A 20,950-nucleotide genomic window follows, 5' to 3' on the forward strand; every position below is an offset into this window, starting at 1 on the left:
AGGTAACCCAATCAAAAATTATCTATGGGATAATATGAACATTAATCAGCGTTTTAAATCCCCGTATTTGCCGTATTTCTTTTTGGCTCCACAGATATTGATTATTGTGATCTTTTTTCTATATCCGGCAGCTCAGGCAATAATGATGTCTTTCATGATGGAAGACCCGTGGGGAATGTCATCCAATTTCGTTTGGTTTGATAATTATATCGATGTGCTTAATTCAAGTGAGTATATCCGATCGATTGGCTTTTCACTTGTCTATGCCTTTTTTGTGACAGCCCTTTCTCTATCACTGGCTTTATTTTGGGCGGTGAAAGTCGACAGTATTTTACATGGACAAAGCAAATACAGGGTATTGCTCACTTGGGGGTATGCGGTCGCTCCAGCAGTAGCCGGTATTATCGGTGCCTTTTTGTTTAATCAGCACATAGGGGTAATCTCTCACTTTCTGAAATCCTTGGGGTGGAATTTCAATGCCCAGACCAATGCATTTGACGCCACGTTTGCGCTAATTATTGCTACCAGTTGGAAACAGGTGTCGGTTAATTTCATTTACTTCTTGGCAGGGCTTCAATCTGTTTCGAAAGCTGTCAGCGAGGCTGCGATGCTGGACTGTGAATCCGATACCCGACGCTTTTGGACGATTACATTTCCACTCTTGGCACCGACAGGATTCTTTCTGCTGGTAATCAACTTGACCTATGCCTTCTTCGACTCGTTCGGCACTATCGATACCATGACTGGGGGTGGCCCAGGGGGCAGCACGACGTCGATGGTTTACAAGGTGTTCCAAGATGGCTTCCTTGGCTTGGATCTTGGTGGTAGCTCAGCGCAATCAGTGATCTTATTGCTACTGGTGTTGGGCTTGACGGTCATTCAATTCAAATTCCTTGAGAAAAAAGTCCATTACTGATCATGAGAAATAATAACGTATTAACGCATATGGCGTTGGTGTTGGGGGTACTTTTCCTACTGGCACCAATATGGCTCATTTTTGCTAGCTCGACCTATCCATCGACGTACATTGTCCGCCATGGTCTGCAGTGGATCCCAACCGGTGACCTGTCTATATATTGGGAAGTACTGAATAACCCAATGGGCTTTACCGGTGTCACGGTAAAAACGATGCTGGTCAACTCCACTATTATGGGATTGGGCTATGCAGTCGGTAAGATTATTGTGTCAATGATGGCAGCCTATGCTTTGGTTTTCTTTCAGCTAAAGCATGCCACCATGTGGTTTGGTCTGATTTTCCTTACTCTTCTGCTGCCACTTGAGGTCAGGATCATTCCGTCGTACGAAGTCGTTTCAGGCTTGGGGATGATGAACAGTTACACTGGGTTGGTGTTACCACTTATTGCTTCAGCGACGGCGACTTTCTACTTTCGCCAGTTCTACAAAACTATTCCGGGCGAGTTGATAGAAGCTGCCCAGTTGGACAATGCCGGACCTTTCCGCTTCTTTGTTGATATTTTGCTGCCGTTATCAAAAACAACCATTGCAGCCATTTTCATCATTATGTTCATTGTGGGTTGGAACTCCTACTTGTGGCCAATCATGATGACCACAGATGAGAGCTATACCACTATCGTTATGGGGATCAGCAACATCCTCAGCGAGCTCAACGAAAACACCATGCCGCGTTATGACTATGCGTTTGCCACCGTGATGATGGCGATGCTGCCACCGATCCTGATTGTCGTCTTTTTCCAACGTTGGTTTGTAAAAGGCTTGGTAGACAGTGAAAAATAAGTTTTAGAGAAAAAATCATGCTAACAATTTCTAATTTGGAAAAAACATACGAAAACGGCCATCACGCTATCAAAGGGGTAGATCTATCGATTGATGATGGTGAGTTTATTGTATTGGTTGGCCCTTCGGGCTGTGGCAAGTCGACGATCCTAAGAACAATTGCAGGGTTTGAATCACCAACAGTCGGTGAGATTTCTCTTGAACAGCGTCGTATCGATACCCTGAAGCCAGCGACTCGCGACATTTCAATGGTGTTCCAGAACTATGCCCTTTACCCGCATATGACGGTATACAACAATTTGGCGTATGGCCTAAAAAACCGAGGCGTAGCCAAAGACGACATTGATCTAAGAGTGAAGGAAGTTGCCTCGCGATTGAAAATTGAAGAATACTTGGGCCGTAAACCTGCCAAACTGTCAGGTGGCCAGCGCCAGCGAGTGGCTATGGGACGAGCGATCATCCGTAAGCCAAAGCTGTTCTTATTCGATGAACCCCTGTCCAATCTGGATGCGTCTTTGCGTGCTCATATGCGGCTTGAGATCAAATCGCTACAGCGTAATTTAGGCGTGACCAGCATTTATGTCACACACGATCAGGTTGAGGCGATGACCCTGGCAGATCGGATTGTTATCCTTAATCAAGGCCGTATCGAGCAAGTCGGTACACCGAGGGAAGTCTACTACCGTCCCGCCAGCCGATTTGTCGCCAGCTTTATCGGTAGTCCCGCAATGAACTTCCTACCCGTAGTCGCCTCTCAGGGCAGATTGCTAGTGGACTCATGGTCGTTTGAATTTGGGCCGATGCCTGTAGCGGATGGCGAAGTGACGGTGGGGATCCGTCCTGAAGATATTAAATGGGTAGAAAGCGGCTCAGCACACAATGATGATTCTATCATGCTAAGTGCCAAGGTTGATGCGGTTGAACTACTGGGTCAGTCCCAATTGCTTCATTGCCACTTTGCCGGACATAAGCTGACTGTGATGACAGATGATCGCCGGTTAAGCCCAGGCGAGGTAATCACCCTACAGGTTAGCAAGCAGAAAATGTATTTCTTTGATCAGCAAGGTAAAGCCTGTTATGCAGATTGAGTCTCAGCCTTCTTGCCAGTCTGTGGAGCTTGTGCTTTGTGCCACCAACGACATGCATGCTGACGATGGTCTTGGTGAATACCGTGGTTTACCCGCGGTGTTGAACACAGTGCGCCAGCTAAAACAGCAATTTGATAACTGTTTAATGATGGACAATGGTGACTTGATTCATGGTGGTCCGCTGGCTAACGGTGATTACGATGGTAGCAAGCCCTTGTCCATTTATCAGTCGATGAAAAATGCCGGCTATGAAGTGTTCAACCTTGGCAATCACGAATTGAGCTTTGGCTTACCTTACCTGCGGTTAGCCCTGTCTAGCAGCGCTGTTACTGCGGTTTGTGCCAATTTGATAGACGCTAAGCAGAAACAACCGTTGTTTAGTCCCTATCAGATTATGAAAAAAACGGTTATCGATCAAACTGGCAGCGAGCAGACTTTGCATATCGGGGTGATTGGTTTTATGACCCCAAGAGTCATGGAATGGGAAGCACATTTGCAGGGTGAGGTTGAAGTACTGGATATTATCGAAACGGCGCAGCGCTATATCCCAGAGATGCGAGAAGCAGGCGCGGATCTTGTGATAGCTCTTTCCCATTCGGGGTTGAATTCGTCGCCTTCTGGGTATCAAGCTGAAAATGTGAGTCGTTGCCTTACGGCCTTGACGGGTCTTGATGCGGTATTTTTCGGCCATGATCACCGTGTCTTTGCGGACACTCCAGGGCAATCAGCAGAATCTTTTGCTGTGCCACTTCTGTCTGCTGGAGAGAGGGGAAGCCATGTTGCGATGTTGAAGTTGCAACTGCAATCTGACGGTGATGGATGGCAAGTAGTAGCAAGTGAGGCCAGCAATGTCGAAACAGTAATGTGACAGCTTGTATACATGCCGGCGAACAATGGTAGTAAAACCGACACCAAATCGTCCTTAATCGGTCACTCAAGCTTGCCATGATGAAAAAGCTAAGAACCAGTGCCTAACTAATTGCACATTACGAAGACTCATAACGTAAGGTTCCTTTCTATTGGCCGCCCTTGGGTGGCCTCTTTTCTTTAAACTGCAATATCAATGACTTAATTGTTTCATCTCACAAGCACATACTTCTCACCGCTTTTTGCACTATTTGAGGCTGCCTCGGCAGACTCTGAGAACTTTCACTATTTTCGCGTTTTTCGAGCCAGTTGTTCGCCGCTCCCATCATTGTTATTCGTCACTAACGATAAATGATTGGAGCGGTTTTTTATTTTACCAACAGTTGATGTGTTGAAGGTAAAAGCATTATTCCTCCCTGAAGATTGCCCTCATTGTAATTTACGAAATTATAATTTGAATTTGAGCTGTTAAGACCATTATTACATCAAAAAACAATCACTAACTACTTGAACAAAAAACAAAATAGCATGAGAATGTTGATAAATTAAAATTTTTGATAATAGTTTACTTTGGATGACTCAGAAGAGCACCTTGAGTATAGATTTTACTTTTTATTGCGCTTGAAATTATAGGGATAAATAATGAGAGAGCTCGTTTTTGCAATTAGGGATATATTTGAAGCTGATAACCAAGCAGGTTGTTTAAGTCAATATAATGCCAGCTTTTACCATATACCCGCATACCAACGTGGGTATAAGTGGGGCTCAGAAACTTCAGGAGCGGTAAGCGTTTTACTTGATGACCTGTGGAAGCAATTTCAATCAAACTCCGATGAATATTTTCTGCAATATATAACGGTTAAGCCAATTGCCTTAGAAAAGGAGGCTGGTTTCAAAAGGTGCTTAGAAGTCATTGACGGACAGCAACGATTGACGACACTATCTGTATTGCTCTCTGTTTTTCACCTGTTATCTGATGATAAATCGAAAAATATTGCACTCGGGAAATTAGATTACGCGATCAGAGATGATTTTTTTGCTAGGTATTTTTACTCTCCAGAAGCGCTAGCTGATATGCTAGGGAAAAAATGGAGGCAGTTTATTGCTGAAGACAATACGCTTGATAAGCAAGACGTCTACTACCTTCATCAAGCAGCAAATCGAATTAGCGACTTCCTAAACGAAATAACGCAGAGTCAGCGCGAGCATTTCCATCAGTTTATCTTACAGAAGGTGAAGTTAATCGTTAATTCGGTTGAGGCGCATGTTGAGAGTGAGGTCGTGTTTAAAAATCTCAATAGTAACAAAGTGCCTTTGACGGAAACGGAACTGATTAAAGCGCTGTTGATCACCCGAGCTGGGCGTGAGCAGGTTGTTGATTCTGAACATCACTTCCATCAAGTTATGGAGGTTCGTCTAGGTGTCAGTCGGATCTGGGAGCAAATTCAGAGCTGGGCGAATAAGCCTGAGGTAAATAGTTTTTATTTCAACAACGTGACTGACCCCATGTACGCCTTACTGCAGTTGACGGCAGAGTATTTGATCAAATCAGAACAAAACTATCAATATAAACACGGTGAAGGCACCAGCCCATTATTTCACTTCTATAATGACTTGACTGATAAAAAATCTACTCAAGTCTATGCTGCACTGAGATATGTCTATGCCAAACTCGATGATCTTTTTAATGATGATGAGACTTACCATTTATTGGGGTTTGCCTTCAGCGTAAAAGGCTCAGAAGAAGCCAATAACTTGATGACTCGCTTCCAATTCCTCACAAAGTGTATGCTGGCCAAGACGCGTTCTACATTATTACAGTTACTCAAGGTGAAGCAAAAAAAATATTTGCTGGGTGATGATATAGAACTAGACGATCTTCCCCAAGCGCTAGATGGCTGGAGGTATGGTGAGCAGAATGATCGTCTTCACGCTGTATTACTCGCAATCAGTGTTTTTCCCCAACAAAAACAGCCCCCAAGGTTTAATTTTGCTGCATTTAAATCAGAGCAATGGTCTTTAGAACATATATTCCCACAGACACCAGAAGGAAAGGGTAATCAATTATCAGTCGAAGACAGAGAAAATATCAGTGACATGATAGATGAACCTGACGGGGAATTAATGATGCTGCTGGAGAAAAATGTACGGGATGAAGATGAGAAAGAGAAGATAGCTTCAGCTCTTAAAGGCTGTCGGCAACTAGATAGTATTGGCAATATGTGTTTGCTATCACAGCGGGATAACAGTGCATTGGGATGTCACTTTTTTAACCGTAAACGGGAAGTGATCTTGACACGCATTACTCGTGGTAGCTTTGTGCCAAAACATACTTTCGATGTTTTTTCTAAGATGATGCCCGATATGGATGATGATTTGAAACGCTGGGGCAAATTGGACATCGACACGCATCAGCAGTTTATCTGCGATGAAATTACGCGCTTGGTGAAGGGACTATAATATGAAAGCCGGAAAATATTCGTATAGAGAGTTATTCGTCAACCGATACGTTGAGAGCTTGGTTATTCCTGAAATCCAGCGTGACTATGTTTGGGGAAAAACACAAGTTGAAGGATTGCTAGGTTCGCTGTTGGATGAATTCAATCGCTTTGCACAATTGACAGTACCTGTTATTGAGGAAGGTGGAAGTACCGCAGAGGTGGCCCACTTGCAGCAAGACTTTGCTGAATTTTTCAAAAAAAGGAATGGTGCTGCAAATATTGGTTTTATCTACGCTTATAGTGACTCGCAATATGGTGGGCACTACTTCCTGATTGATGGACAGCAGCGTATCACCTCTTTGTATCTAACTCTGATGGTACTTGCCTACCGGTCTGAGCAGGTTGATATCTTTAGGCGGGATTTCTGTCGGGGAAATGAGCCAAAGCTCTCTTATCGGGTTAGGGAGTCAGCGCAGCAATTTATGTCTGAGCTACTTTGCTATGTTCTTGAAAATGATGTTAAAGGGATCACTGAACAGTCATGGTTTTTCCAAAGTTACCGTCATGATTTAACGGTAAGAAACGTACTGGAAAACTTAGCGATAATCGATAAGTGGCTCGAAGCCCAACCAGGATTAGACTACAAGGCGTGGTATGACTATCTGGCGGATTTCACTGAGTGTTGGTATTTCGATACCAATATCAGCGCGCAAGGGGAATCGCTTTATATCTACCTTAATGCTCGCGGCGAGCAAGTCCAGGAAAGCGAAAACGTAAAAGCGAATTTACTGGCTAAAGAGCGCACCATCAAAAATAAAAACGACTGGGGCAGGCAGTGGGAAGATTGGCAGGATCTTTTCTGGCGGCATAAAGGCACAGGGGTTAGCGACTCTAACCCTAATGCGGATAAAGGCTTCAATGAGTTCCTTGCTTGTATTACCGGTTTATCTATTTACCAGCAAGATAGCGCTGGCCAGCACCTTGAAGAAGGGGTTAAGTCGGGGCTATGTAGCGTCAGTCTACAGTGTCAGGTTTTGGAACTTGATACGATATCTTCTTATATTCATGCACTTAGGGTGCTTGATAGCCTCAAGGAAAAGCTCCATAGTTTCTACCCATCCTCGACATGGTATGACAAATGTTATGCACTTTTATGGGCGCTATTCAATAAGCAGCAGACACCATGGTTGGCACGGTATAACAAAGAGGATAATGCGACAGAGCGACGTGAAGTGTTATTTGCTTGGGGCTTACTGTTAGTGTGTAAAGAGGTCTCGGCGCAAGATCTGAACGATGAAAGGGAAGTTGTTGCTCTCATCCGTGCCATCAGGCAATTCTACTTACGATACCATAACCATGTCCGAGCCGTGGCAAGGTTAAAAGAGGATATTGCAAGTATAAGGGAGTCGGGCTTTATCTCCCATACGAAGAATAGCGAAGAGTACCTAAAAGAGCGCTGGGTAAAAGCGCTTAGTGAGAGGGAAGATGGCTATCAGTTAGAGGCAATGATCTGGGAGTTAGAAGATCATAAGCATAACCTAGATGGTCGCGGTACCCGGGGTAATCCAGACGTTTCTAATATCACGCACCTTGTCAAGCTGACACCAGAACTTCAGGTCGATGATCTTGAGCTAGTGAAAGAAGCTTTTGTTAAGTGTTTCCCTGAAGGGGGCAATGACAAACAGGATACGAATAAACTAAAAAGCTTGTTGCTTTACTATGGCGATTATTGGCGCGCAACGAGCCCTTGGTACTACAGCAACCTTAAGTTTGACGATTGGCCCCATATTATCCGGCAAGGAAAAAATACTGATATTGATGGTCCATTTAAAGCATTACTTAATGATCTAATTAATAACCCGGAGATGTCACTCTCAAACCTACTCGAAGCTAAACGAGCTTCTGAGCTGAGCAGCCTTGAAGAGGGATTGCGGCAGAGGTTACAGTGGTATAACCAACAGCTTGGTGAGCGAATGTGGCAGTATGGTGGACACATTGCTGTGTACCATTGTTCACAAGAGAGAGACGTTAAATTTGATGATTCCCCAGTACTTTACAACACCAAAGGAAGTTTCAGAGGAAATGGTTATAGTTCATTAGCAGAGATGCTTAACGAAAAAAATAAAGCTGTGATTGAATAAGATAGCTGCCAACAAAAGCCTGACTAATGACAGTCAGGCTTTTTAATCGTGTAGACTCCAGCCAATAGGGGACTAGTTCTGGTGCGCTGGTAAGGTTTTGCTCTCATAAGCATCGGCAAAACCGTGGTTCCTGTCTCGGTGACCGGCTTCGTCTTCGCGGATACGCAAGACGACATCCCTTAGCTTGGCATTGGCCGGGAGCTGGTAGTATTCAATCGCAATGTCCGGAGCCGGCGTGTTTTCAACTTCTCCGGCATCAATTTTTTCGAGGTACTCAGTGTAGCTTTTGCAGGCTTCTTCCTCGAAGTAGCCGACCACTCGATGGGCAATCCGTGATGACAACAAATAGATAAAGCAGTACACCACAAGAAAGACACCTTGCCCGAGCAATACCAGTAGCCTCTCTACCCAGCTTGGTTTGGCAATATCCAAGAAGATCATCAGGTGCATCCGCTCGTTCTGCGCTTCATCAAGCAACTCCTTGATCCAGCCTGCATCATCCCGCATCCGGCGTAATGATTTAAGGTGGTTGAACATACCGGCTACCATGCCCGGTACCGCAGCGATGGTCTCAAGGATAACTGCACGCTTGGCATATTTCTTTCCATAGAAGAGATTAAGGGAGAACTTTAGAAATTGCGTAATGAGTAATGCGATACGCTCAGAGACTTTGGTTGCGCTCTTATGGGTAAGCTTGAAGTCTGACATGGTGAATCTCCTATTTATTATGATGTATTTTATTGCTTGGCAATTAAAATATTCTCACAATATATAAACTATTCGTGTAACCATCTGTGTCGTTCAATCAACGAGCACTCAACTCAGTAAGTGATTATGTCAGTTGTTAAAGACCCCATTAAAACAGTGGTTTATATTTAAAGGTAAATGTATAAATGATATGGGAAAAGTGATTTTCCAAATTGTAACACGAATTTTATGGCTCACTTAAAAGTACAACCTTGCTGCAATGTCCATGTATTGATAATGGTTACTGCATCTGCTGATATTGATACCATTTTGAGTTGTAATTAATTGCCTTTGAAATGTTTAGTTACATTGGGTGTGGGTCAAAATTATGGCTGTGAATTTTACTTCACAGGATGGGTGAGTATTGGTGAGGAAATATTATCTGGAATTTTTACTTTATATTTATCTTTTCATGATTAATTTAAAATTATACTAAAATAGTGGTATTTAACCCCGATAAATATTGTCCGGGAAGCAAATTGATTACTGTCAATAAACGTATATAACTTGAAACCTTAAAATAACACCAAAGAGGTAAGTGGCGATTTATATATACATATAGGAAGTAATCATGAAAGTCTCGGCACCTGTTGTGCATTTTAGTACAGCCAGTAAGGTGATTCACCTTATTGCTGGAATTGCTTTTATAGCAGCACTAATCATTATGTTGTTTGACCCCATCCCAAATTCATTCAGTTTCGATTTGCATCAGTCTCTTGGTATATTGGTATTGGTGTTATTTGGTATCCGTATTTTATGGCTAAACTGGGCTGGAAAGCCAGATGCCCAAGGGAGAAAACTCGAGAAGTTTATTGCTCACAGCGCCCACTTTGCAATGTATGCCATATCGTTGGCAATGCCTTTGTCTGGCTTATTAATCGCGATGGCGAAGGCTAAAGATACCGTGGTGTTCGGCTTATTTACCATTCCCGGTTTTGCCGAGCGAAATTCGGGTTTGATTGATTTCTCCTATCAGATTCATTCGATGATGGAAATTCTCTGCTACCTGTTAATTGCCATGCATACCTGCGCAACCATATTTCATCAGGTGGTATTAAAAGACGGTACTTTGGCTCGCATGATGGGAGTAAATAAAAATGCATAAATCTATTATTGCCCGCCATGCGCTAGCCATTGGCGTTATATCTAGTGTCGCGTTTACGGCGAATGCCTATAACATGAGCGTCTATGATGTCGAACCTGATATTGATTGGAACAAAGTCCCTGTTGTTGAAAAAACCATGTTCTTTCCTGGCATGATCACCTACGACTGGATAAACTCACCACAGCATAAAGGCACCTTGCGCAGTGATTTTGACAACAAGACCTGTACCAGTTGCCATCAGGGTGAAGAAAAAGGCATGGGCGAGATGCTCATCAAACATGACCGTCTCGATAAAATGGCAGACAAGCCGAGTTTTATCGATGTTGAATTTCAATTTGCCAATGATGATGAAAACCTTTATGTAAAAGCAACGTGGGAAACCCAGTCCCCGTTTCCTGCCCGTATGCATGACACTTTGTTGTTCGAGGATGGTAAGTGGACCGTTATAGGGGGAGATAGAGGAAAGAACCCATATACACCGATCTATGAAGATCGCTTCTCGATCATGATAGATGATGGCAGTGTTGATCAATTTACCCAGCAGGGCTGCTGGATGTCCTGCCACCGCGGGATGCGGGATATCGGTCAGGCGACCATGCGCGATGTCCAAATGTTGGATGTTATCGGCCTTGAAGGGCTGAATCAGAAAGATATCCGCAAATACCTGCCAGATACCCGTACCGAGCGTTACGGTGTGAACTGGGACAAGGTGAAGACCCGCGAAGAGATAGACCAACTGAAGGCTGAAGGTAAGTTTGTCGACTTGATGCAGTGGCGCTCGACCCGCTCGGCACCGACTGGCAGCGCGGATGATGGCTATGTGCTGGAGTACCGTTTGAATGATGCCGGTACCACGGTCTTTACTTGGAACTTGGATCGCTCTACCGGCCTGCCTAAGTACATGTACGATAAGTCGGTAACAGGGTTCTATGCCCTTAACGAGGAAGACTTTATCGACCTGAGCAAGAATATTGCGATGATCGAAGGGGTGAACGTGATGCCTTACGATCCAAGCAAAATTGAAGAAGGCCAGTACCTGCAAGGACGCCTGAATCGCCAGGGCGCTGGCTCGGCTGGGGATAACAACCAGGTTCACTCAACGTGGGAAGACGGCAAGTACACCGTGGTATTTACCCGTAAGCTAGATACCGGCCACCCGGAGGATGACAAGATCATGGCGGTCGGCGGTACCTATGACTTTAATATCGCTATCCATGATGGGCAGACCACGACACGCTTCCACCATGTGACTTTCCCGTTCACCGTGGGTATCGGTGAGGGGGCTATAGGGGATGTGGTGACGACACCAGTTCGTTAAAAAATATCTTCTAGCAAAGAGCCAGCCTTTCTGAGGCTGGCTCTATTTTTTGCTAATAATTGCGCTATTCACGTTGTTCTAGTGAGCGAGCGACAATATTACGAGTATCTATTTGCGCCTCTACGATTGCCAGGAAACAGAAGACCAGCCCTAACCCGACTAGGGATGATATGATGGTCGCGACCCCTCCAGCAATTGCTGATATACCGGCCATAAATCCCCAGTTAAATGCGTCCAGTCCCCCTAGAACGACGAGTGATCCAGCGAGGCAACCTAGTACGGCACCGATAATTGATACATTTTTGACTAGATAGAAGAATTTTGGCAACTCCATTGCTTTCATGTTTTTACTCCTTTAATTCAGATGCTTAGCTGGTTGACAGCGTACTTTTGTTCCTCCTATCAAACAATGTCTAAGTGCAATTTCATGCGTATTGCCTTGAAAACTGTCTAGGGTGTCAATTTATGTATTAAATAATGCGTTGTGTTTGCCATTAGGGGATATCAAATGATATGTTACTGTAACATTTCAAACCTAGCTGTAACTTATCCTATTGTTATGACACAAGAACAACGAAAAGCGCGTCCTACCCTGCAAGATATTGCTGACCGTGTCGGCATCACCAAAATGACCGTGAGTCGCTATATGCGCAATCCTGAATCTGTGTCAGCCAAGACAAGGGATAAGATTGCCGAAGTGGTGGAAGAGCTGGGGTATATCCAAAACCGCGCGCCAGCCATGTTGTCGAAGTCTTCCAGCAAGGCGATAGGAGTGCTGTTGCCTTCATTGTCGAACCAGGTGTTTGCCAGCTTTGCGCAGGGCATCGAAGCGGTCACCAATGCCAACGGTTACGAGATCCTGATTGCCCACTTTAGTTACGATGAAGAAATTGAAGAGCGCAAAATAGCCTCTTTGCTTTCCTACCAGGTTGATGGCCTTATCCTGACCGGAACCTCCCATACCGAGCGTACCTTGCAGATGATCAAAACTGCCGGGGTACCTGTGGTCGAAGCGATGGAGTTACCCAGTAATCCAGTCGATATGGTGGTGGGGCTGGATCATATCCACGCCTCCTATACGGCGGTGAAAACCATGCTAGATAAGGGCAAGCGCCACATAGCCTACTTTGGTGCCCGCTTGGATACCCGTACCAAACTGCGTATGGAAGGCTATGACAAGGCGATGGAAGAAGCCGGTTTGCCGAAATACCATATCCTGACCCATGAGCACTCCAGCTTCACCCTCGGGGGAGAACTGTTAAGCCGTGCCTTGGCAGAGTGCCCGGAGCTAGACGGCGTGTTCTGTACCAATGATGATATCGCTATCGGCACTATCCTCGCCTGTAATGAGCGAGGTATCGAAGTACCCCTGCGGATCAGTGTCGTTGGTTACAACGCCTTGGATATCGGCCAGGCTATCACGCCACGCCTAACCAGTATCTATACGCCGCGTTACCAAATTGGCGAGAAGAGTGCGGAGCTATTGCTCCAAGCCCTTGACGGCAAACGCAGCGAGCGCAATGTCTTCGATATGGGCTTTACCATCAGCCGGGGCGAAAGCTTGTAGGGAAAAGCCAATAAAAAAATGGGAGCCTAATGGCCTGTCTCTTGATCACATCTCATCAGAGGTAAAGGATTGGGCTATAAGGTATCCTTCTTGAATTGCTGCTAATTTATACCAGCCTCGCCATAGGGCGGCCCAACCGGGCCGCCCTGTTCGCTTACTGTCATACCATCCGCCTAGCCTTGCTAATGTAACTCGAGCCCATTTCAGATCTGGAGCTGTTGTTGGTAAGGGCTTATTTTCTTGTTTGACCCATAATAATTTCCAGCATATTCCGGGTAGAACAGACTCACAGCTACTGGTTTCTTGTCCGCGGCTTTCTGCTCTAAGTTGTAACAAGCGGATAGCGATAAACGCTTGAATGACGGCAACTCTCTCCAGGTTGTCCTTTGATTGAAGTTGCAGTGCTTCGACATCGGTTCCATCACTTTTCCACGCCTTGTGGAACTCTTCAACCAACCAGCGCTGTTCGTAGTAACTGATTATCTCCTGGGCTTTCGCTAACGTTGTCACTGGCTCTGAAGTCAGTAAGTGCCACTCCAATTTTTCGTTGTTGTCACCTCGCTCTTTACAACCAACATAATACAGAGAAAGTGACTTGCCACACTTATTGGCTGGAACCTTAATCGTAATAGGAGCAAAGCATACATCTAATGTTGCTTTACGCGCTTTGCGACCACCCCGTTGAGCAATATGGACAGTTCGTTGTCCCGATGGGGATAACTCCTTTGCATAATCATGGAGCTTATAACCACTTTCCTCAATGCAGCGACTATAGGTCGAGCGCACAACAAAACGCTGCTGGTTGGTCAGCTTGTAATGTAAGTATTCGTAGATGTCTGACTCCCTATCACACACTGAAATGACTCGGGCTTGGAGTTGACCTAAACGTTCAGACATTGCGGTTGATGCCTGTTGCCACTTGAAGGTCTCCTTCTCTTCATACGGTCGCTTGGCGAACTTATGTCCCCGGCCTCGAGTCGCAATATCCCTCGTCCACCGCTGTTGTTCGATTAGCCCCACAACCTTTTGCTCGCGTGGTGCAAACAACAGAACAGAGTGAGCTAGCATCCCCCGGGTTCGATTTCCCGAGTTCACGTGACCAAGTTCATCGGAGAGGCTTTTATGCGTGTAGGTTAGAGCGGTGGAGTCTTCAAGGGCAAGTAATAAGTCATGCGCTTCAGCCTCGTTAGTTGTTGCCACAAAACCGGCTTCAGCTATCGCATTGGCTTCAACATCAGGGTTACGGATGAGGCGATATGCCCCTTCAATAGAGGCGGGATTAGGGCAGGCTTGCACAATAGACACTCCAACATTAGATGCCATATCACTGGCTAATTGGACTAGTCGTTGTGTACGTCTAGAGTCGCCAAGCTTGGCATGCGAAAAGGTTTGTTGAGCCCATTCTAAAGTAGAATTCCCTATCATGATGATGACCTTTACTCATATTGTGTAAGATCGGATCGCAATAAAGAAAAAGAGTTCAAAAAAAGCCCCCGCCATGAGGCGGGGGACTTGTGTATAAGAGACAGCCTAATGGCTCCCATTTTTTCGATGTTTCTGGCTTAGAACAAGAAGCTCGCGCCTTCATCGGCACCGCCAACATTTTCACGCATTACCTTGAAGATATCCCTTCCCCAAGTAATTTGGCTGGCTTCGGTATCGAGTTGAATCGGCTGGCGTTGGTCAAAATCAACCGCCACTTCCAATAGCCCGGTGCTACAGTCAAGCTTCACAATATCGCCATCTTTGATCATGCCGATGGTACCGCCACGTAGCGCTTCCGGTGACACATGGATAGCTGCTGGGATCTTGCCTGATGCGCCAGACAAGCGGCCGTCGGTAACCAAAGCGACCTGGTGGCCGGCTTTTTGGATATTGCCAAGGATTGGCATCAGCTTGTGTAGCTCCGGCATACCATTGGCTGCAGGGCCATTGTGGCTGACGACAATCACACAGTCCCCAGTGAACTCTCCGGCTTGGTAGGCCGCTTCTACGTCATGCTGACAGCGGAAGACTTTGGCTGGCGCTTCAATGAACTGGTGTTCTTGCTTGACCGCAGAAACCTTGATAACAGCTTGGCCAAGGTTGCCTTTGAGTACTTTGGTTCCACCAGTTTGGTTGAATACCTGGCCGTTGGTCGCGATCACTTCTGCGTTGCTACTCTCGCCAACAGGTTGCCATACCAGCTTGCTATCAGTGATAGCTGGCTGGGTAAGCTGATCGGCGAACTCGCCAAACACCGTTTTCACATCTGAGTTCAGCAGGCCGCGTTCATGCAGTGTTTTCATCAGTGCAGGTACACCGCCGGCTTGTTCGAAGGCGTTGATATCCGCAGGGCCATTCGGGTACATCTTGGCCAGTAGCGGCACGATGTCAGATAGCTCGCTGATATCATCCCAGGTGAGGACGAGACCGCCTGCACGGGCGATAGCCAGCATATGGATCGTGTGGTTGGTACTGCCGCCTGAGGCGAGCAAGGCGACCACGCCATTGACCAAGTTTTCAGCGGTAAATACGTCAATAAGAGGGCGGTAGCTAGCGGAGTCTGCCGTCATGGATGCCAGTGCAAGGCTGGCGTGCTCGGTTAGGGCTGAGCGTAATTCCGTATTTGGTGCGACAAAGGCCGAGCCCGGCAGCATCAAGCCCATGGCTTCGAAGACCAGCTGGTTGGTGTTGGCTGTACCGTAGAACGTGCAGGTGCCTCCGGAGTGGTAGGCTTGGCACTCCATCTCTAGTAGGGCATCTTTGCCCACTTCACCGGCGACATACTGTTGGCGCACAGCCACTTTCTTATCGTTGGTTATGCCTGTTGGCATCGGGCCTGCCGGAATGAAGGCGGTTGGCAGGTGGGCGTAGCTCAGCGCACCCATTAATTGCCCCGGGGCAATTTTATCGCAAATGCCCAGCAGCAATGTGGCATCGAATACATTGTGGCTTAGCGAGAAAGCGGTGGACTGGGCGATTAAATCGCGGGAGAACAGTGACATATCCATACCCGGCTGGCCTTGGGTAACCCCGTCGCACATTGCAGGTACGCAGCCAGCAATTTGGGCGGTATGGCCGAGCGATTGCAGCGCTGACTTGATTTGATCTGGGTAGTTTTTGTAAAGCTGGTGGGCGCTCAGCATGTCATTGTAAGACGAGACAATGGCAAGGTTGGCACGGGTGAAATCGAGGATCTGCTGCTTTTCCTGCTGGCAGGAAGCTGCTACCGCGTGGGCAAGGTTGCCACAGGACAGGCTTGCCCGGCCTTTGCCTTGCTCTGCCTGGTAAGCTGTTTTGTCTTCAAAGTTCGCACGGATAACTTGGCTGCGGGCTTTGATACGCTCGGTGATCAAGGTAATCGTTGGGTGGATCATGCGGTGATCTCCTGGGCGGTAGCTGGCATTGGCATCACTTGTTCTGTTTCAGATTGCTTTGCATCAGTTTGTTCGGTCAGTGCAATAACAGCCTTGTCCAAAATCGCTTCGATACTCTGGTCAATGTCTACGGTGATGACATCGGCCTCATCGACTGGCGTTTCAAGAACGGCAAACTGGCTGGCAATCATGTTCTCTTTCATGAAATGCCCCTGGCGAAGGCGAATACGCTCTCTGATCACCTCTTGAGATCCAGCCAGGTACAAAAAGGCTAAATTGTGATTTCCTTCACGAATTTGTTCCCGGTAACATTTTTTCAGTGCTGAGCACACAATGACACCGGTTTCGTTCTTGCTTTCAATGCTGAATGCGGCATCACGGATCCGCTCTAGCCAAGGTTTACGGTCTTGGTCGTTCAGTGGCTCCCCATGGGCCATTTTCAGGATGTTGGCTTTCGGGTGCAGGTCATCGCCATCGATAAACTTACCGCCAATCCGCTGGGCAAGTTCATAACCAATAGTACTTTTCCCTGATGCAGACACTCCCATCACTATGATGCTTTTCCCCACCATATAAGCTCCTTGAATCTTTTTCTGATCTGGATCTCATTTTTCAGATGATCTTCAAAATCGGGTTTATTTTACGAATGTTATTGGTAACATGTTACCCGTAACTTGAATGGTTGTGAACCACTGAATCAAGAATTCATCAAAACACCATGTAAAGCACAGCAACAAAGTTGTTCCGGTTATAGAGAACGGCTGTGCCATGGAGAGGGGAGAGAAATGGAACAGACAATTGAAAGCAAACTAAGTGCGATGAAGGTCGTGCCAGTCATTGCTATCAAAGAGGCTGGCAAGGCAAAACCACTGGCTAAAGTCTTGGTAGAGAACGGTTTGCCGTGTGCCGAAATTACGTTTCGCACCGAAGCGGCAGCTGAGTCGATTCGCCTGATGCGCGAAGCCTACCCGGACATGCTAATCGGCGCTGGCACAGTGTTGACAACCCAGCAGGTTGATCAGGCGGTTGAAGCGGGTGCTGATTTTATTGTGAGCCCTGGCCTGAACCCGGCCACGGTGGCGTACTGCCAGCAGAAGAATGTGGCCGTTATCCCGGGTGTCAATAATCCGAGTCTGGTGGAACAGGCGATGTCGCTTGGCCTGAAAACATTGAAGTTCTTCCCGGCGGAGCCTTCAGGTGGCATTGGCATGCTAAAAGCGCTATCGGCGGTTTATCCGGTTGAGTTTATGCCGACAGGCGGTATTAGCCCTGCCAACGTGGCGGACTACTTGGCGCTGGATAAAGTGATTGCTTGTGGCGGCACTTGGATGGTTCCGAACAACTTAATCGACCAAGGCGATTGGCAAGCCATTGGTCAACTGGTGAGTGAAATCAACCAGTAAGCAAAATAACAAATTGATGGTCACCAGAATTTACATTTTATCGGGTGACATTTAACGCATTTTATTGGGGAATAGGCCGCAAATTACGCTAGCCAACTATTCTCCGTACACGCAGGAGTTGAGAAGATGTCGAAAGAATTCAGCGCGGTAGCCCGCTCGGTCGTTGAAAAATTGGGGGGGGCCAATAACGTTGTCGCCCTTACCCATTGTATGACCCGTCTACGTTTCGTATTGAAAGACGAAGCGAAAATTGATGCCGCAGCCATTAAAGGCGTGAAGGGTGTAATGGGTGTCGTACACAATGGTGACCAATGTCAGGTGATCATTGGTAACAATGTGGCTGCTGCCTACAAAGAAGTGATGAAGCTGTGTAACTTTGATGGCGCGCCTGCTGAAGATACACCGGCGCCTAAGGTTAAGCTAACGCCGAAAGTGATTGGCGCTAAAATGCTCGACGCGCTTGTTGGTACCATGTCGCCACTGATCCCTGCGATTATCGGTGGCTCGATGGTTAAGCTGGCTGCCATGCTGCTGCTGATGTTCAACATCTACGAAGCCGATCACTCGACTATCATTTTGCTCAACACTATTGGTGACGGTGCCTTCTTCTTCCTGCCTATCATGGTAGCGGCATCTGCAGCCATTAAATTCAAAACCAATATGTCGCTGGCCATCGGTATTGCCGGTGTGTTGGTTCACCCGAACTTTATTGACCTAATGGCCCAGGCAGCAGATGGCCGTGCGGTAGAGCTGTTCGGTATCCCAGTAACATCAGTTCGCTATACCTATACGGTTATTCCTGTCCTGATCATGACTTGGATTCAGTCGTACATCGAGCGTTGGGTAGATAGCATCACACCTGCTGTGACGAAGAACTTCCTAAAACCTATGCTGATCGTATTGATTGCTGCGCCAATCGGTATCTTGCTTGTTGGTCCTATGGGTATCTGGATCGGTACTGCAATCTCGACGCTGGTATACACAATCCACGGCGCATTGGGTCCACTGGCTGTTGCTATCATGGGTGCCCTATGGCCGCTATTGGTACTTACCGGTATGCACCGCGTATTTACGCCAACTATCATCCAAACCATTGCTGAAACGGGTACTGAAGGCATGGTAATGCCATCGGAAATCGGCGCAAACATCGGTATGGGTGGTGCGTGTCTGGCAGTAGCATGGAAGACCAAGAACATCGCGCTTAAACAAACGTCTATGGCGGCAGGTGCCTCTGCACTGATGGCCGGTATCTCTGAGCCTGCACTATACGGTGTATTGGTTCGCCTGAAGCGCCCTCTAATCGCGACGCTTATCACTGGCTTCATCGTGGGTGGCCTTGCGGGTATGGCGGGAATTGCAAGTCACTCAATGGCAGCGCCTAGCCTGTTCACCAGTGTCCAGTTCATCGACGTTAACGACCCGATGAGCCTGGTTTGGGTACTGGGTCTGATGGCACTGTCAGTGGTTCTGTCTTTCGTACTGACGCTTGTCCTAGGCTTTGAAGATATCCCTAACGATGAGGATGAATCAAACCCAACGGCAGCAAAAGAAAGCGCTGAAGAAGTTGAAACACCAGTGCCGGCAAAACCTGCAACGGCCTAGTCTTTCATAACGAGTAAAATGAGCCACCTCTAAATGGGGTGGCTTAGCAACAATTCGCGGTAACGTGCGGTAATTAGCGAAAACACAAGAGGCAAACCATGTCTGATATTAAATTCCCGGAAGGGTTTCTATGGGGTGGCGCGATTGCGGCAAACCAATCTGAAGGTGCTTACCGCGAAGGCGGCAAGGGGCTTACCACAGTAGATATGATCCCTTACGGTGAAAACCGGATGCCAGTTAAACTGGGTCAGGTTGATAAAGTGGAATTGGACGCGGACGAATTCTACCCAAGCCATCAGGCCATCGATTTCTACCACCGTTACAAAGAAGACATTGCGATGCTGGCCGAGATGGGCTTTAAGGTATTTCGTATGTCGATTGCCTGGGCGCGTATCTTCCCTAATGGTGATGAAGAAACCCCGAACCAAGCGGGTATCGATTTCTACCGCTCGGTATTCGAAGAGTGCAAGAAATACGGCATCGAGCCATTGGTGACCCTTTGCCACTTCGATGTACCTATGCACCTTGTCAACGAGTATGGCTCTTGGCGTAACCGCAAGATGATCACGTTTTTTGAGCGTTATGCCCGTACCTGTTTCGAGGCGTTTGACGGCCTAGTGAAATACTGGCTGACATTCAATGAAATCAACATTTTGCTGGCAAGCCCGTTCTCTGGTGCCGGTATTGCTTTCCAGGAAGGCGAGAACCACGATCAGGTTAAATACCAAGCGGCGCACCATGAGTTGGTAGCCAGTGCGTTGGTGACTAAAATCGCCCATGAGATCAACCCGGAAAACCAAGTGGGTTGTATGTTGGCTGGTGGCCAGTTCTACCCGTATTCATGCAAGCCGGAAGATGTGTTCACGGCGATGCAGAAAGATCGCGAAAACTTGTTCTTCATTGATGTCCAGTCACGCGGCTACTACCCGTCTTACGCCCAGAAGGTGTTTGATGAGAAAGGTGTGAAGCTGGAAATCCACGAAGAAGACTTCGAGATTTTGAAAAATACCGTCGACTTCATCTCATTTAGCTACTACGCCTCTCGCTGTGCATCTGCTGATATGAACGATGGCAATACCAGTGCGGCGAACGTCGTTAAGTCGATCAAAAACCCGCATTTGGAAGCCAGTGACTGGGGATGGGTCATTGACCCGCTTGGCCTGCGTATCACCATGAACTCGCTGTACGACCGTTACCAAAAGCCATTGTTCCTGGTTGAAAATGGCCTGGGTGCCAAAGACACTCTCGATGAGAACGGTGAGATCAACGATGACTACCGTATCGACTACCTGCGCTCTCACGTTGAAGCAATGAAGGATGCGATTGCCGACGGTGTGCCACTGATGGGTTACACGCCGTGGGGCTGTATTGATTTGGTTGCGGCATCGACGGGTGAAATGAGCAAGCGTTATGGCTTTATCTATGTCGACCGCGATAACGAAGGCAACGGTAGTTTGGATCGTACCCCCAAGAAATCCTTCTACTGGTATAAAAAAGTCATTGCGAGCAATGGCGAAGATCTAGCTTAAAACTTAACGGATTTAATGCCGTTTAGGT

The 20,950-nt window shown here is 46.9% G+C and carries 17 protein-coding genes; 12 read left to right on the forward strand and 5 right to left on the reverse strand.

Annotated features, from left to right (window positions below; genetic code table 11):
* Positions 1-34 precede the first annotated feature (34 nt).
* From ACXAGQ_RS23745 to ACXAGQ_RS23770, 6 genes are all read left to right on the forward strand, one after another.
* On the forward strand, positions 35-916 hold the full coding sequence (locus tag ACXAGQ_RS23745; RefSeq protein WP_475257282.1) for an ABC transporter permease subunit: 882 nt from the start codon (positions 35-37) through the stop codon (positions 914-916).
* A 2-nt stretch (positions 917-918) separates the two neighbouring features.
* A complete protein-coding gene (locus tag ACXAGQ_RS23750; protein WP_475257284.1) occupies positions 919-1,755 on the forward strand; it encodes an ABC transporter permease subunit in 837 nt (278 codons plus the stop codon).
* Positions 1,756-1,772: 17 nt separating this feature from the next.
* Complete coding sequence (locus ACXAGQ_RS23755) at positions 1,773-2,843, forward strand: ABC transporter ATP-binding protein (RefSeq protein WP_475257285.1); 1,071 nt, start codon at positions 1,773-1,775, stop codon at positions 2,841-2,843.
* Entirely contained in the window at positions 2,833-3,711 is an 879-nt protein-coding gene (locus tag ACXAGQ_RS23760) for a metallophosphoesterase (protein WP_475257287.1), read from the forward strand. The genes ACXAGQ_RS23755 and ACXAGQ_RS23760 overlap by 11 nt, the downstream gene beginning before the upstream one ends.
* Positions 3,712-4,352: 641 nt before the next feature.
* Entirely contained in the window at positions 4,353-6,170 is a 1,818-nt protein-coding gene (locus tag ACXAGQ_RS23765) for a DUF262 domain-containing protein (protein WP_475257288.1), read from the forward strand.
* 1 nt (position 6,171) lies between these two features.
* Positions 6,172-8,292, forward strand: coding sequence for a DUF262 domain-containing protein (locus ACXAGQ_RS23770; RefSeq protein WP_475257289.1), 2,121 nt, complete (start codon positions 6,172-6,174; stop codon positions 8,290-8,292).
* A gap of 72 nt (positions 8,293-8,364) precedes the next feature.
* On the opposite strand, the gene ACXAGQ_RS23775 is transcribed toward ACXAGQ_RS23770, so the two are convergent.
* The gene (locus ACXAGQ_RS23775; protein ID WP_475257290.1) at positions 8,365-9,000 is read right to left on the reverse strand and encodes an alternative oxidase; all 636 of its coding nucleotides are present in this window, start codon (positions 8,998-9,000) and stop codon (positions 8,365-8,367) included.
* Between the two features lie 610 nt (positions 9,001-9,610).
* Between ACXAGQ_RS23775 and ACXAGQ_RS23780 the strand changes: the two genes are divergently transcribed.
* Entirely contained in the window at positions 9,611-10,144 is a 534-nt protein-coding gene (locus ACXAGQ_RS23780; protein ID WP_475257291.1) for a cytochrome b, read from the forward strand.
* A complete protein-coding gene (locus ACXAGQ_RS23785) occupies positions 10,137-11,462 on the forward strand; it encodes an ethylbenzene dehydrogenase-related protein (protein ID WP_475257293.1) in 1,326 nt (441 codons plus the stop codon). The genes ACXAGQ_RS23780 and ACXAGQ_RS23785 overlap by 8 nt, the downstream gene beginning before the upstream one ends.
* Positions 11,463-11,526: 64 nt before the next feature.
* Here ACXAGQ_RS23785 and ACXAGQ_RS23790 read toward each other — a convergent pair whose 3' ends face one another.
* Positions 11,527-11,805: a hypothetical protein gene (locus ACXAGQ_RS23790; protein WP_475257295.1), complete on the reverse strand. Its 279-nt coding sequence runs from the start codon at positions 11,803-11,805 to the stop codon at positions 11,527-11,529.
* Between the two features lie 216 nt (positions 11,806-12,021).
* Between ACXAGQ_RS23790 and ACXAGQ_RS23795 the strand changes: the two genes are divergently transcribed.
* Positions 12,022-13,029, forward strand: coding sequence for a substrate-binding domain-containing protein (locus tag ACXAGQ_RS23795; RefSeq protein ID WP_475257296.1), 1,008 nt, complete (start codon positions 12,022-12,024; stop codon positions 13,027-13,029).
* A 45-nt stretch (positions 13,030-13,074) separates the two neighbouring features.
* Here ACXAGQ_RS23795 and ACXAGQ_RS23800 read toward each other — a convergent pair whose 3' ends face one another.
* The 3 genes from ACXAGQ_RS23800 to ACXAGQ_RS23810 all read right to left on the reverse strand — a co-directional run bounded on the left by ACXAGQ_RS23800 (position 13,075) and on the right by ACXAGQ_RS23810 (position 16,960).
* Positions 13,075-14,454, reverse strand: a complete 1,380-nt coding sequence (locus tag ACXAGQ_RS23800; protein WP_475251517.1) for an IS4 family transposase — start codon at positions 14,452-14,454, stop codon at positions 13,075-13,077.
* A 137-nt stretch (positions 14,455-14,591) separates the two neighbouring features.
* A complete protein-coding gene (edd, locus tag ACXAGQ_RS23805) occupies positions 14,592-16,388 on the reverse strand; it encodes a phosphogluconate dehydratase (RefSeq protein WP_475257297.1) in 1,797 nt (598 codons plus the stop codon).
* On the reverse strand, positions 16,385-16,960 hold the full coding sequence (locus ACXAGQ_RS23810) for a gluconokinase (RefSeq protein ID WP_475257298.1): 576 nt from the start codon (positions 16,958-16,960) through the stop codon (positions 16,385-16,387). Before ACXAGQ_RS23810 ends, edd begins: the two co-directional genes overlap by 4 nt.
* Positions 16,961-17,173: 213 nt before the next feature.
* On the opposite strand from ACXAGQ_RS23810, the gene ACXAGQ_RS23815 reads away from it, so the two are divergent.
* The 3 genes from ACXAGQ_RS23815 to ACXAGQ_RS23825 all read left to right on the forward strand — a co-directional run bounded on the left by ACXAGQ_RS23815 (position 17,174) and on the right by ACXAGQ_RS23825 (position 20,922).
* Positions 17,174-17,791, forward strand: a complete 618-nt coding sequence (locus ACXAGQ_RS23815; protein WP_475257299.1) for a bifunctional 4-hydroxy-2-oxoglutarate aldolase/2-dehydro-3-deoxy-phosphogluconate aldolase — start codon at positions 17,174-17,176, stop codon at positions 17,789-17,791.
* A gap of 126 nt (positions 17,792-17,917) precedes the next feature.
* Entirely contained in the window at positions 17,918-19,393 is a 1,476-nt protein-coding gene (gene ascF / locus ACXAGQ_RS23820; RefSeq protein WP_475244533.1) for a PTS cellobiose/arbutin/salicin transporter subunit IIBC, read from the forward strand.
* A 98-nt stretch (positions 19,394-19,491) separates the two neighbouring features.
* Entirely contained in the window at positions 19,492-20,922 is a 1,431-nt protein-coding gene (locus ACXAGQ_RS23825) for a 6-phospho-beta-glucosidase (protein ID WP_475244534.1), read from the forward strand.
* The last annotated feature ends 28 nt before the right edge of the window (positions 20,923-20,950 follow it).

Source organism: Photobacterium sp. ABD4_091 (assembly GCF_056160145.1).